Source organism: Microbacterium sp. SORGH_AS_1204 (assembly GCF_030818935.1).
GTDB lineage: Bacteria > Actinomycetota > Actinomycetes > Actinomycetales > Microbacteriaceae > Microbacterium.
Genome location: NZ_JAUTBD010000001.1, coordinates 1,069,202 through 1,081,805, shown reverse-complemented (window position 1 = coordinate 1,081,805; position 12,604 = coordinate 1,069,202). Strand labels below are relative to the sequence as shown.

General features: G+C 70.2%; 13 protein-coding genes. 4 read left to right on the top strand and 9 right to left on the bottom strand.

The window, feature by feature from the left end; all coding sequences use genetic code 11:
* Positions 1 to 38: 38 nt before the first annotated feature.
* Complete coding sequence (locus QE410_RS04980; RefSeq protein ID WP_307328701.1) at positions 39 to 416, bottom strand: hypothetical protein; 378 nt, start codon at positions 414 to 416, stop codon at positions 39 to 41.
* A 41-nt stretch (positions 417 to 457) separates the two neighbouring features.
* Positions 458 to 1,408, bottom strand: a complete 951-nt coding sequence (locus QE410_RS04975) for a thioredoxin domain-containing protein (protein WP_307328697.1) — start codon at positions 1,406 to 1,408, stop codon at positions 458 to 460.
* Positions 1,409 to 1,619: 211 nt separating this feature from the next.
* On the opposite strand from QE410_RS04975, the gene QE410_RS04970 reads away from it, so the two are divergent.
* Together QE410_RS04970 and QE410_RS04965 are read left to right on the top strand one after the other, a co-directional pair.
* Positions 1,620 to 2,723: an ABC transporter ATP-binding protein gene (locus QE410_RS04970; protein WP_307328694.1), complete on the top strand. Its 1,104-nt coding sequence runs from the start codon at positions 1,620 to 1,622 to the stop codon at positions 2,721 to 2,723.
* A 79-nt stretch (positions 2,724 to 2,802) separates the two neighbouring features.
* Complete coding sequence (locus tag QE410_RS04965; protein ID WP_307328692.1) at positions 2,803 to 4,125, top strand: DUF4032 domain-containing protein; 1,323 nt, start codon at positions 2,803 to 2,805, stop codon at positions 4,123 to 4,125.
* Between the two features lie 231 nt (positions 4,126 to 4,356).
* On the opposite strand, the gene QE410_RS04960 is transcribed toward QE410_RS04965, so the two are convergent.
* The 3 genes from QE410_RS04960 to cysS are packed head-to-tail and all read right to left on the bottom strand — an operon-like array spanning position 4,357 to position 7,414.
* Complete coding sequence (locus QE410_RS04960; protein ID WP_307328690.1) at positions 4,357 to 4,998, bottom strand: NAD(P)-dependent oxidoreductase; 642 nt, start codon at positions 4,996 to 4,998, stop codon at positions 4,357 to 4,359.
* A gap of 24 nt (positions 4,999 to 5,022) precedes the next feature.
* Positions 5,023 to 6,021 carry a 23S rRNA (guanosine(2251)-2'-O)-methyltransferase RlmB gene (gene rlmB, locus QE410_RS04955; RefSeq protein ID WP_307328688.1) on the bottom strand — a complete coding sequence of 333 codons (999 nt, stop codon included), beginning with the start codon at positions 6,019 to 6,021 and terminating at the stop codon, positions 5,023 to 5,025.
* Complete coding sequence (gene cysS, locus QE410_RS04950; RefSeq protein WP_307328684.1) at positions 6,014 to 7,414, bottom strand: cysteine--tRNA ligase; 1,401 nt, start codon at positions 7,412 to 7,414, stop codon at positions 6,014 to 6,016. Before cysS ends, rlmB begins: the two co-directional genes overlap by 8 nt.
* Positions 7,415 to 7,482: 68 nt before the next feature.
* Here cysS and QE410_RS04945 point away from each other — a divergent pair, with 68 nt between their 5' ends.
* Positions 7,483 to 7,944 (top strand): GNAT family N-acetyltransferase, encoded by a 462-nt coding sequence (locus QE410_RS04945; RefSeq protein WP_307328681.1) that lies wholly within the window; start codon positions 7,483 to 7,485, stop codon positions 7,942 to 7,944.
* A gap of 157 nt (positions 7,945 to 8,101) precedes the next feature.
* On the opposite strand, the gene ispD is transcribed toward QE410_RS04945, so the two are convergent.
* Positions 8,102 to 9,304 carry a 2-C-methyl-D-erythritol 4-phosphate cytidylyltransferase gene (ispD, locus tag QE410_RS04940; RefSeq protein ID WP_307328679.1) on the bottom strand — a complete coding sequence of 401 codons (1,203 nt, stop codon included), beginning with the start codon at positions 9,302 to 9,304 and terminating at the stop codon, positions 8,102 to 8,104.
* Positions 9,305 to 9,353: 49 nt separating this feature from the next.
* The gene (locus QE410_RS04935; RefSeq protein ID WP_056229249.1) at positions 9,354 to 9,836 is read right to left on the bottom strand and encodes a CarD family transcriptional regulator; all 483 of its coding nucleotides are present in this window, start codon (positions 9,834 to 9,836) and stop codon (positions 9,354 to 9,356) included.
* A gap of 204 nt (positions 9,837 to 10,040) precedes the next feature.
* Between QE410_RS04935 and QE410_RS04930 the strand changes: the two genes are divergently transcribed.
* Entirely contained in the window at positions 10,041 to 10,607 is a 567-nt protein-coding gene (locus QE410_RS04930; RefSeq protein ID WP_307328676.1) for a DNA modification methylase, read from the top strand.
* Positions 10,608 to 10,661: 54 nt separating this feature from the next.
* On the opposite strand, the gene QE410_RS04925 is transcribed toward QE410_RS04930, so the two are convergent.
* Positions 10,662 to 11,345: a response regulator transcription factor gene (locus QE410_RS04925; protein WP_307328673.1), complete on the bottom strand. Its 684-nt coding sequence runs from the start codon at positions 11,343 to 11,345 to the stop codon at positions 10,662 to 10,664.
* Complete coding sequence (locus QE410_RS04920; protein ID WP_307328671.1) at positions 11,342 to 12,556, bottom strand: cell wall metabolism sensor histidine kinase WalK; 1,215 nt, start codon at positions 12,554 to 12,556, stop codon at positions 11,342 to 11,344. The genes QE410_RS04925 and QE410_RS04920 overlap by 4 nt, the downstream gene beginning before the upstream one ends.
* Positions 12,557 to 12,604 lie beyond the last annotated feature (48 nt).

Below are 12,604 nucleotides of genomic sequence, written 5' to 3'. Positions count from 1 at the left end.
GAGGCGTCTCGAGGGACGAGTCTACGACCTGGTCGGACTCACTCGTTGCGCTTGCCGCTCTGACGGTCCCAGTCGAGCGACTTGAACTGCAGGAACGAGCAGAGGTTGCCCGCGACGACGAGTTCGGCCGCGAGGCTGGCCATGTCATGCGGCGACAGCGTGAGATCGTCGGGACGGGCACTGAGCGTCGCCTCCCAGAGCGGCTCGTCGTAGCCCTTGGGCTGCATGTAGATCGACGCGTTGGCGTTCGACAGGGTGACGACGACGAGGCCGGTGTCTTGACCATCGGCGTCTTCTTGGTCGGCCACCTTGATGGTGCCCGCGACCATGTGCCCCTGGTCGCGGAACTCCTGCACCCACGCCCTCAGCTGATCACCGGACCGCCGCGGCGGGGAGTCCTCGAGCTCGTCGTTCATGCCACCAGAATCGCACACCGTCGCACGCACCGAAGGAAAGATCAGCCGGCGGGCGGGGTGGACAACGGAGTGGGGGTGGCGGTGGAGTAGTAGGCGTTGCTGTCGACGGTCAGCACGAACTGCGCGAACTCCTTCGCGTCATCCATGTTGCCGACGTACGGCGTCCCGTTCACCAGCACGGTCGCGGTCGCGGTGAGCGCCTGTCCGTCGGTGCCGGGCAGCCCCTTGATGGCACGATCGGTCGCCGCCTTGGCCCAGGCCGTGTAAGTCTCGTCCTCGATGCACGAGCGCACGGTCGCGACGTCGCTCACGCCCGCTCCCTGCGCCATGTCGGCCAGCTGCTGATCGCTGTAGCCGTCGGTGTCGGCGGCGGGCTGATTGGTGAGCAACTCATGGTTGAACGCGAAGAAGCGGTCGGAGGCGTGGGTCGCCACACACGCGGCGGCACCCGCGGCGCGCAAGCTGTACTTGGTGCCGTTCGACTTCGAGGTGAGCATGGCAACCGGGTAGTAGGTGAGCGTGGCGGCGTCGTCGTCGACCCACTTCGACAGCTGCGTGGCGTTCGCAGACTGGAACTCGCGCGCCTCGGTGGAGAGGTAGTCGACGTAGACGCGGATGTCGACGGGTGCGGCCGTCGACGTCGGCTCGGGGGTGGGCGTGGCGGTCGGGACCGCCTCGGCCGCCATGGTCGCGGCTGTGCCGTCGACCGTCTGATCGGCCAGAGGATTCGCCACCTGCGATGCGCTGGTGATGAGGAAGCCGTCGTCGGCTGCGGCACCCGGGAGCGCCTGCGAGCGACCCTCGCGCGAGTTCAGGGCGGCGGAGACGCCCACGGCACCGACTCCGATCACCGCGACCGCACCGACGGCGATCGCGGAGCGCCGCGCGATGCGCCAGCGCGTCTGCTTCGCTTTGACCTGCTGCGCCTTCTCACGCACCGCCTCGCGACGGTCGCGTTCGGCGGGCGCATTCGCTGAGGGGTCGTGGGACATGAAACCTTCCGGGCGCAGTGAATCACCGCAAGAAACGTGGGGTTCGCACGGGTGGGCGAACGAGCACCGATGGTAGCCAGGCTGGCTGAGAAATGACCAGACACATGCCATACTGACCCTGCGTGCACTGTCGCGCGCACGGGCTCGCACCCGTTCATTCCATTCACTACGGATCGTCCGGCACGTACCTGCCGGTGAAGGAGAAGAAAAAATGGCGTCCGTCACCTTCGACAACGCAACCCGTCTGTACCCCGGCGGCACCCGCGCCGCGGTCGACAAGCTGAACCTCGACGTCGCCGACGGCGAATTCCTGGTTCTCGTCGGCCCCTCCGGCTGCGGAAAGTCCACCTCGCTGCGCATGCTCGCCGGTCTCGAAGAGGTCAACTCCGGCCGCATCCTCATCGGTGATCGCGACGTCACCGATGTGCCGCCCAAGGACCGCGACATCGCGATGGTCTTCCAGAACTACGCGCTTTACCCGCACATGACCGTCGCCGAGAACATGGGCTTCGCGCTCAAGATCGCCGGTGTCGGCAAGGAGGAGCGCGCCGCTCGCGTCCTCGAGGCCGCCAAGCTGCTCGACCTCGAGCAGTACCTCACCCGCAAGCCCAAGGCCCTCTCCGGTGGTCAGCGTCAGCGTGTCGCCATGGGTCGCGCCATCGTCCGTCAGCCCCAGGTCTTCCTCATGGACGAGCCGCTGTCGAACCTCGACGCCAAGCTCCGCGTGCAGACCCGCACCCAGATCGCGTCGCTGCAGCGTCGCCTCGGTGTCACCACGGTCTACGTCACGCACGACCAGACCGAGGCTCTCACCATGGGCGACCGCATCGCGGTGCTCAAGGACGGCATCCTGCAGCAGGTCGGCACCCCGCGCGACCTGTACGAGACGCCGAAGAACGTCTTCGTCGCCGGCTTCATCGGCTCGCCCGCGATGAACCTGTTCACGGCCGACCTCGCCGAGGGCGGCGTCCGCTTCGGCGACCTCGTCGTGCCCGTCGAGGCCGACACCATCGGCAAGGCCCACGGCTCGGAGGTCACCATCGGTGTGCGCCCCGAAGACATCCAGGTCGCCCCGGCCGACGGCCGCGGCCTCAAGGTCGTCGTCGACCTCGTCGAGGAGCTCGGCGCCGACGGGTACCTCTACGGTCACACCGACATCAACGGCAAGCGCACCGACCTGGTCGCGCGCGTCGACGGTCGTCGTCACCCCAACGCGGGCGAGACGGTCGTGCTGGCCCCGGTTCCCGGACACGTGCACGTGTTCGACCTCGAGTCGGGCGACCGCCTGACCGACCGGGCCATCGCGTCGGCCTGACCCACGCACCGACGCGGCGCGTCCCCGGTCCCGATCTTCTCGGGCCGGGGGCGCGCCGCACTGTTTCCCGGAGGTACCCGTGTCCGATTCCCTCAGCATCACGGCGAGCGCCGTCGATCCCGCGCTTCTGCAGCTGCCGTGGTCGACGGGGCTCGGTGAGTGGCCCAGCAGTCACATCGTCGCGCTCCCGAAGGGCATCTCCCGCCACCTCGTGCGCTTCGCGAACCTGTCGGGACGCGTCGTCGCCATCAAGGAGACGACCGAGGAGATGGCGCGCCGCGAGTACGACATGCTCGGCAACCTCGATCGCCTCGCCGCCCCGTGCGTGGACCGCATCGCGGTCATCGCCGGTCGCACCGACGCGTCGGGCCGCCCCCTGCCGGCCGCCCTCGTCACCGCGCACCTGAAGTTCTCGCTCCCCTACCGGGCGCTGTTCACCCAGGTGCTGCGCCCGCACACGGCCACACGCCTGGTCGACGCGCTGGCGGTGCTGCTGGTACGCCTGCACAACGTGGGGTTCTACTGGGGTGACGTGTCGCTGTCGAACACTCTGTTCCGCCGCGATGCGGGCGAGTTCGCGGCCTACCTCGTCGACGCCGAGACCGGCGAGCTGCACGGGAACCGTCTGAGCCCGGGGCAGCGCGCCCACGACCTCGACATCGCGCGTACCAACATCGCCGGCGAGATCATGGACCTCGAGGCCGGCGGTCGGCTCGAGGGAGGGGTGGATGCCGTCGCCATCGCCGACGGCCTGGTGTCGTCGTACCACTCGCTGTGGGGAGCGCTCACCGACAAGGAGTCGTTCGCCGTCGACGAGTCGTGGCGCATCACCGAGCGCGTGCATCGCCTGAACGCCCTCGGCTTCGACATTGGCGAGATGTCCATCCGCACGGCCAGCGACGGCACGCAGGTGTCGATCCAGCCGAAGGTCGTGGATGCCGGGCACCACCAGCGACGCCTGCTGCGCCTGACGGGTCTCGATGTGGAGGAGAACCAGGCCCGCCGGCTGCTCAACGATCTCGACGAGTTCCGCGCGCGCGTCTCACGCCTCGGCGCCGACGAGGAGATGGTCGCGCACGAGTGGCTCACCCGGGTGTTCGAGCCCATCGTGATGGCCATCCCGTGGGATCTTCGCGCCAAGCTCGAGCCCGCCGAGGTCTTCCACCAGGTGCTGGAACACCGCTGGTACATGTCGCAGGCGCGAGGCCGTTCGGTCCCGCTCGCCGAGGTGGTGAGTTCGTACATCGACGACGTGCTGCGCCACCGGCGCGATGAGGCGACGGTCATGGGCCCGCCGACCGACACGATGTCGCTGCCGACGGTGTCCGACGCCGACGCCCCCGCCACGGGCGAGGTGCCCACAACCGACACCGACCTCGTCGACTGGCGCGACCTGGTCTGACCCCACCCCGCACCAGATCACGTGATCTCCTCGAGCGCACGTCGAAGCGGGGACCACCCCGCATGAGGTCACGTGTTCTCGCCGAACCCACACGCCGAAGCGGGTGGCTTCGCCGAGGTCACATGTTCTCGCGCCGTGCCGACGGAACACACCGGCAGCGCCGACCGCAACGCCGAGGCCGTGGCATCCGGAATCGAATCCGGGATGCCACGGCCTCGGTGTCGCGCGGGCTCAGTACCCGACGGTGAAGCGTTCGCGGGTGTGCTTCGCGTCCTCGATCTCGTCGAGGACGGCGATGGCGAAGTCGGCGCCGCCGATGAAGGAGTCGCCGTTGTCGTCGACGACGAGCACGCCGCCGCCGTCGCGGTAGGAGCCGGTGCGCTCTCCCGGCGCCCACGAGCCGAAGCCGCCGGCCGGGTGCACGTAGAACCAGTCGCGGCCGGTGTCGTCGGCCTGCAGGTCTTCGAGGATGCCGATCGCTTCACGCGCCTCGGGCTTGTACTCCTCGGCGAAACCCTCGGTGTCGATGAGGCGGGGGCCGCCCTCGGCGACGAGCGAACCGCCGGCTCCACCGACGACGCCCACGCGCACGTTCTCGGGGAGGGCCGTGACGAGCTCGGCGATGGCGGGGCGGAGCTTGCCCTCCATGTCGCCGCGGGGGGCGGCGGCCGACACCACGACGTCGACCCCCTCGAGCTGGGAGACGAGCCCGGGGACGTCGAGGACCGTGCCCTCGAGGTAGGTCGCTCCCTCGACGCGCTCGGCGGGCACCGAGCGGGCGATCGAGACGACGGTGTGGCCGCGGCGGACGGCCTCGGTCACGATGTGGCTGCCGGCGTAGCCGGTGCCTCCGATGACGGCGATGCGGGGCATGGCGTTCCTTCCTGGGAGAGCGGGTCAGCGCGCGGCGCGCAGGGTCGACACCTGGTACAAGGCGACGGAGGCCGCGATACCGGCGTTCAGCGACTCGGTGGCGGTGGAGATGGGGATCGACACGACCTGGTCGCACGTCTCGGTCACCAGGCGCGACAGGCCCTTGCCCTCCGAGCCCACGACGATGACGACGGGGCGGTCGGCGAGCTCGAGCGCCGGCAGCGACACGTCGCCGTCGCCGTCGAGGCCGAGCACGAACACGCCCTGCTTCTTGAAGTCCTTCAGGGTCGCGGTGAGGTTCGCGGCGAGGGCGACCGGAATGCGGGCCGCCGCTCCCGCGCTGGTCTTCCAGGCGGCGGAGTTGACGCTCGCCGAGCGCCGCTGCGGAATGATCAGGCCCTGGCCGCCGAAGGCACCCGTGGAACGGATGATCGCGCCGAGGTTGCGCGGATCGGTGACGCCGTCGAGGGCGACCAGCAGCGGAACGTCACCGCGGTCGATGATCTTCTCGAGCAGGTCCTGCGGGTGCGCATAGGCGTAGGGCGGCACCTTCAGGGCCACGCCCTGGTGCACGCCGTCGAAACCGGCCATGCGGTCGAGTTCGGGGCGCGTCACCTCGAGAACCGGGATGCCGCGGTTCGTCGCGATCGACAGCATCTCTTTCACGCGATCGTCCATCTCGACCCGCTGCGCGATGTAGAAGGCGGTCGCCGGGATCTTCGCGCGCAGGGCCTCGAGCACCGAGTTGCGGCCGGTGACCGTCTCGGTGTCGTCGGCGGCCTTCGGGCTCTTGCGATTCGAGGCGCTGCCGACCGCACGGACGCCGGGGCGCCCCTTTCCGCCCGCGGCTGCGTAACGCTCCTCCGCGGCCTTGCGCTTGCCGGCCGGGTGCCAGGCGCGGTCCTCCGCCTTCGGGGTGGGACCCCGCCCCTCGAGCGCCTTGCGGGAGTGCCCGCCGGTGCCCTTCAGGGGCCCCTTCTTCTTGCCGGGGTTGCGTGCTCCCGGTCGTCCAGGCTTAGCCATCGATGCTCCAATGTGTTCCGGCCGGAGTGTCCTCCAGCGTGATTCCGGCGGCGGCGACGGCATCGCGGATGCGGTCGGCGGCTGCCCAGTCCTTGTCTGCGCGCGCCCGGGCGCGCTGCGCGATCATCTCCCGCACGAGGGCGTCGAGGGCTGCCGACGCCGCCGCGCCGCGCGTCGCTCCAGCCGCCGCGACGTCAACGGGGGCGAGTCCAAGCAACTCCACCATGCCGCGTACGTCGGCGGCGTAGCCCTCCATCTCGGTGGAGGGGTCACCGCTCCAGTCGTACGCGGTGTTGCCCGCGCGAACGGTCTCGTGCAGCACGGCCAGCGCGCGCGGCACGTTCAGGTCGTCGTCAAGCGCCTCGGCGAAGGCGTCGGGCAGCGAGCGGGGACCCGCTGGGTCGACGACGCGATCCATCGCTTCGAGGAACGTGTCGATGCGGTCGAGCGCCGATGCCGCCTCCGCGAACGCCCTGTCCGACACGTCGAGGTTCGACCGGTAGTGCGCCGCAGCGAGGGCGTAGCGCACGACCCGCGGATCGTGCGCGGCGAGAACGTCGGCGGCGAGGGTGAAGTTGCCCAGCGACTTCGACATCTTCTGCCCGTCGACGGTGACGAGGCCGTTGTGCACCCAGTAGCGCGCGAAGGCGTCACCGGCCGCGGTCGACTGCGCGAGCTCGTTCTCGTGGTGGGGGAAGCGCAGGTCGAGCCCGCCACCGTGGATGTCGAACTCCGATCCGAGGTAGCGGCGCGACATGGCCGAGCACTCGATGTGCCAGCCGGGCCGACCCTCGCCCCACGGCGAGGCCCAGGTGGCCGACGCGGGCTCGCCCGGTTTGGCGCCCTTCCAGAGGGCGAAGTCGCGCGGGTCGCGCTTTCCGCGGGGGTCGGCGTCGGCCGCCGGCTCCATGGCATCCAGGCTCTGTCGTGTGAGCTCGCCGTAGGCGGGCCACGAGCGCACGTCGAAATAGACGTCGCCGGCGGCGGGGTACGCGTGCCCGCGATCGATCAGCTCGGCGATGAGCTCCTGCATCTGCGTCACCGAGGCGGTGGCGCGCGGCTCGTAGGTGGGGGGCAGGATGCCGACGGCGGCGTACGCCCTGGTGAACTCGAGCTCCATGCGGTACGCCAGCGCCCACCACGGCTCGTCGTCGGTCGCGTTCGCGAGCACCTTGTCGTCGATGTCGGTGACGTTGCGGACGAAGGTGACGCGTCCGAACCGGTGAGCGAGCCAGCGCCGCAAAAGATCGAAAACGAGGGCTGCGCGCACGTGGCCGATGTGCGGCCCCGACTGCACGGTGGGGCCGCAGACGTAGACGGTGACGTTCGAGGGGTCGAGAGGGACGAAGTCGCGCAGGTCTTGCGCCTTCGAGTCGTACAGCCGAACAGTCACTGCTCAAGCCTACCGGCCACCCTGTGCGCGACACCTGGGGGAAACACGCAACGGATACCGTGGCGGGTATGCCGCTGCTCATCCGCCCCGATGACCTCACCGGCGCCGAGACCCGCGCGCTCGTCGCCTCGCACCTCGCGGGCATGCTCGAGAACACGCCGCCCGAAAGCGTGCACGCTCTGGATGCGGACCGCTTGAGCGCCGACGGGATCACCGTGTGGTCGGCGTGGGTCGACGACGAGCTCGCCGGCATCGGGGCGTGCAAAGACCTGGGCGTCGATCGCGCCGAGTTGAAGTCGATGCGCGTCGTCGGGCGCTTCCTCGGGCAGGGCATCGGCCGGGCGATCCTGCGGCACATCATGGAGGATGCCGCGGAGCGCGGCATCCGGAGCCTCTGGCTCGAGACCGGCAGTACCGATGACTTCGCCGCGGCGCGCGGGCTCTACGCGAGCGAAGGGTTCCGGGAGTGCGAAGCATTCGCGCCCTACGCACCCGATCCGCTCTCGACCTTCATGACGCGCGAGCTCTGAGCGCACACCGCCGGAACCGTCACTGAGCGCTGCGACGCTCGCGGCGCGTCTGCTCAGGAGGAGGCGACAGGGGTCGTCACGGACGAGGATGGCTGCACGGCGCCGCAGGCGGGCACGCCCGGGGCCGTCACGGCGGCGACGACGCGCTGCACGGGGCTCAGGCGGGCACGACGAGCGCGGTGGCGAACGCCGCGACGCCCTCGGTGCGGCCAGTGAAGCCGAGGCCGTCGGTGGTGGTGGCGCTGACCGACACCGCGGCTCCCCCGAGCGCCGCCGACAGCGCCCGTTCCGCCTCCACGCGGCGCGCGGCGAAGCGCGGACGGTTCGCCTGCACCTGTACGGACACGTTGCCGACGCTCCAGCCCGCCTCGCGCAGCAGACCGAGCGTGTGGACGAGGAACGCCTCGGCGTGCGCGCCGGCGAACTCGGGTCGATCGGTGCCGAAGTGCGTGCCGATGTCGCCGAGACCGGCCGCCGCCAGGAGCGCGTCGACGATCGCGTGTGCGACCGCGTCGCCGTCGGAGTGCCCCGACAGGGCCTGCTCCCCCGGCCACTCGAGACCGGCGAGCCACAGCGTGCCCGCACCGCCGAACCCGTGCACATCGGTACCGATCCCCACACGCGGCCCGCGGGCCACGGGCGTCGGATCCGGGGATACGGCGGATGCGGCCTGCACGATCGCTCGCGCCCGCTCGAGGTCGGGGGCGGTCGTGATCTTGAACGCCGCCGCGTCTCCGGCGACGGTGAGGACGGTGTGACCTGCTGCGGCGACGACCGCGGCGTCGTCGGTGTGATCGGCCGTGGCCTCGGCCAGCGCGGCTTCGAGGACGGCACGACGGAAGCCCTGCGGGGTCTGCGCCGCCGCGAGCTCGGATCGATCGACACCGGCGACGACGCGGCCCGCGGCATCGACGCGCTTGATGGTGTCGACGACGGGCACCGTCGGGATGACGGCGGCGGCCCCCGCCTCGACGGCCGCGACCACGCGCTCGAACACCTCGGGGGGCGTGAGAGCGCGCGCCGCGTCGTGCACCAGCACGATGTCGACGTCGGCCCACAGCGCCGCCACACCCGCGGCGACGGACGCCTGGCGCGTCGCACCGCCGGTCACGACCGTGACGAGATCGGCGGCCGCTCCCGCGGCATCCCGGGCGTCGGTGAGAGCATCGCCCTCGTACCCCTCGGGCACGACCACCACGACCTGCGCGAGCGGACCCGCGAAGACGCCCAGAAGGGACCGGTGCAGGATCGACCTGGTATCGAGTCCGACGAACGCCTTCGGCGCCCCGCCACGCAGGCGGGTGCCGGAACCGGCGGCGACGACGATGACCGCGATACGCGGGACGGGGGTGAGAGTCACCCGATCACGCTAGCGCGAGGTCGCTGGAGCGACGTGCGCCGAATAGGCGTCAGGACGCGAGAACCTCGTCGAGCACGACGCTCGCGCGGTCTTCGTCGGTCTTCTCGGCCAGAGCGAGCTCGGACACGAGGATCTGACGAGCCTTGGCGAGCATGCGCTTCTCACCCGCCGACAGACCGCGGTCCTGGTCTCGGCGCCACAGGTCGCGCACGACCTCACTCACCTTGATGACGTCGCCCGACGCGAGCTTCTCGAGGTTCGCCTTGTAGCGGCGCGACCAGTTGGTCGGTTCCTCGGTGAAGGGCGCACGCAGCACCTCGAAGACGCGGTCGAGACCCTCTTTGCCGATCACGTCGCGAACGCCGACCAGGTCGACGTTGTCGGCCGGGACCTCGATGACGAGGTCTCCCTGCGTGACGTTCAGCTTCAGGTACTTCTTCGTCTCGCCCTTGATGACGCGTTCTTTGACCTCGATGATCGTGGCCGCGCCATGGTGCGGGTAAACGACGGTCTCGCCAACCTCAAAAAGCATGGAGTTATGTCCTTTCGGCAACATCCAGGATACCACAGGCCCGGATGCGCTAAGGTTCCGCCCGCTCCACGCCACTCTGCCTCACGCGGGCGTCGCTCGCCCCCGCGCGAGGGAGCTCCCGGCGAGACGCCGGGGCAAGACCCGGACCCCCGCCGCGGACCCCGTAGGATGAGGGGGATGCCGTCTGTCGATCTTGGAGGATCCGTGAAAACGCGCCTGATCGCGTCCGTGGCCCTGGGTGCCGCTGTTCTGCTGGGCACGACGGGGTGCAACCTCATCGCTCCGCAGGCGACCACCATCGACTACTCGGCCTCGGACGGCGTGAACATCCCCGCCGACTCCGGCCCCCTGTCGGTGCGCAACGCGCTGATCGTCGCCAACGACGACGGCACGACCGGCAACCTTGTCGCCGCGATCGTCAACGACACCACCGACCAGTTGGTTCTGCGCATCGAGGTCGGCGAGGGCTCGTCCGCCGTCCGCGCCGCGGTCAACGTGCCGGCCGGCCGCACGCTCAGCCTGGGCGACCTGGCGAACGACGTCGAGCCGCTGCGCCTGAATGACATCGACGCCGTGCCCGGCTCGACCGTGCCGGTCTACTTCCAGTCCGGCGACGGCGAGGGATCGCTCATGCAGGTCCCCGTGCTCGACGGTGCGCTCGAATACCTCGCTCCCCTCGCGCCGACCCCCGAGGCGACGGTCACGATCGCCCCCATCCCGACCAACACCGCGACGCCGACCCCGACGGCCACGCCGACGCCGGCTTCCTGATCGCGAACGACGAAGGCGCCGACGCATGTCGTCGGCGCCTTCGTCGTCTCCGGGTCACGCTTCGAAGCGGTATCCCAGTCCTCGCACGGTCACGAGCATGCTGGGCTCGCTGGGGTTCTGCTCGATGCGCGAGCGGATGCGTTTGATGTGCACGTCCAGCGTCTTGGTGTCGCCGAAGTAATCGGTACCCCAGACCCGGTCGATGAGCTGACCGCGCGTGAGCACGCGCCCGGCGTTGCGCATCAGCACCTCCAGCAGCTCGAACTCCTTCAGGGGCATGTTGATCTCTCCCCCGTCGACTGCCACGGTGTGGCGGTCGATGTCGAGCACCACGCGCCCGCCGGCCAGCACGCGGTCGTCGAGGTCGCCGTCGTCGGGGGTGCGCCGGCGCAGGACCGCGCGCATCCGCGCCAGCAGCTCTCGCGTCGAGTACGGCTTGGTGACGTAGTCGTCGGCGCCGAGTTCGAGACCGACCACGATGTCGACCTCGGAGTCCTTGGCCGTCAGCATGATGATCGGCACCTGCGACGTCAGCCGCAGCTGTCGACACACCTCCGTTCCCGGCATGCCCGGAAGCATGAGGTCCAGCAGGAGGATGTCGGCGCCGCGGTCGCGGAACGCCGTGAGGGCGACGGCGCCGTCTTCGGCGATCTCCACCTCGTAGCCCTCCCGGCGCAGCAGGTAGGCCAGCGGGTCGGCCAGGTCGGGCTCGTCCTCGACGATCAGAACGCGGGTCATGCGGTGTCTTCTTTCACGGGTACGGGCGTCGAGGCGGAGGCCTTCCGGCTCTTTCGACGCTGTTTCGGACGGACGATCTCGAGATCGGGGGTCTCTGTCAGCGGGAGGCGGATGGTGAAGGTCGAACCGCGGCCGGGTCGCGACCAGAGTCGTACCTCGCCGCCGTGGCGCTGGACGGCGTGCTTGACGATCGACAAGCCGAGCCCGGTGCCACCGGTGCGACGCGAGCGGGCCTGGTCCGCCCGGTAGAACCGCTCGAACACCCGGTGCTGGTCGCTCTCGGGAATGCCGAGGCCGCGATCGGTGACGGCGATCTCGACGACGTCGCCGTCGAGCTTGATCCCGACACCCACCTTCGACCCCTGCGGCGAATAGGCGATGGCGTTGGCGACGAGGTTTCCGATGGCCTCGGTGAGGATCTGCGGTTCGCCTCGCACCCAGAGCCCCTTCGTGCCGCCGCGCACGACGACGACCTGCGCCGAGTCGGCCTGCACGGTGTGCGCCTCGACGGCGGCCGTGACGACCTCGTCGATCGAGACATCGCGCACGTCGCGCAGCTCCTCGGACGCCTGCAGGCGCGACAGGCTCAGGATGCGATTGACCAGGGCGCTCAGCCGCGCCACCTCGGCCTGCATGCGCGCGGCGAAATGGCGGACCTGCGCGGGGTCGTCAGCCGCCGATTCGATGGCTTCGGCGAGAAGGCTCACGGCGCCGACCGGCGTCTTCAGCTCGTGGCTGGTGTTGGCCACGAAGTCGCGGCGCATCTCCTCCACGCGCTCGCGCTCGGTGATGTCGCGCAGCACGACGAGGGTGAGGCGTCCGGAGATGGGCGTGGCGCGCACGGCGACCAGGCGCGCCTCGGCCGGGCCGGTCCCGCGACGCAGCCGCAGGTTCTCCGTCACTCCCGCGCCCGTGTCGCGGGCGACGCGAGCGACGCGCTTGAGTTCGTCGCTCGCGACGACCTCGCCGGCCTGCACGCCGAACACCTCGGCCGCGGGAGAGAGCGCCAGCACCGTCGACGACATGTCGCACACGAACGCGGGGTCGTCCATCGCCTCGAGCATGGCGTCCACGCCCTCCGGCACATCGACGGAGGTCTGCGCCAGAGAACGGTGCCGGGCTCGCAGAGCGCCGACGACGAGGCCGACCACGGTGGCTCCGATCAGCACGCCTGCAAGGAGCGAGAGCAGCGCGAGCTGCGGTTGTTCCATGCCTCCAGCGTAGGGGCGGGCTTTCCTCTTCACCCGCCGTTCACCCTC

Coding starts and splice junctions, on each gene's coding strand:
- QE410_RS04980 (WP_307328701.1), bottom strand. CDS start 416: ATGAACGACGAGCTCGAGGACTCCCCGCCGCGGCGGTCCGGTGATCAG.
- QE410_RS04975 (WP_307328697.1), bottom strand. CDS start 1,408: ATGTCCCACGACCCCTCAGCGAATGCGCCCGCCGAACGCGACCGTCGC.
- QE410_RS04970 (WP_307328694.1), top strand. CDS start 1,620: ATGGCGTCCGTCACCTTCGACAACGCAACCCGTCTGTACCCCGGCGGC.
- QE410_RS04960 (WP_307328690.1), bottom strand. CDS start 4,998: ATGCCCCGCATCGCCGTCATCGGAGGCACCGGCTACGCCGGCAGCCAC.
- rlmB (WP_307328688.1), bottom strand. CDS start 6,021: ATGGCTAAGCCTGGACGACCGGGAGCACGCAACCCCGGCAAGAAGAAG.
- QE410_RS04945 (WP_307328681.1), top strand. CDS start 7,483: ATGCCGCTGCTCATCCGCCCCGATGACCTCACCGGCGCCGAGACCCGC.
- QE410_RS04935 (WP_056229249.1), bottom strand. CDS start 9,836: ATGCTTTTTGAGGTTGGCGAGACCGTCGTTTACCCGCACCATGGCGCG.
- QE410_RS04925 (WP_307328673.1), bottom strand. CDS start 11,345: ATGACCCGCGTTCTGATCGTCGAGGACGAGCCCGACCTGGCCGACCCG.
- QE410_RS04920 (WP_307328671.1), bottom strand. CDS start 12,556: ATGGAACAACCGCAGCTCGCGCTGCTCTCGCTCCTTGCAGGCGTGCTG.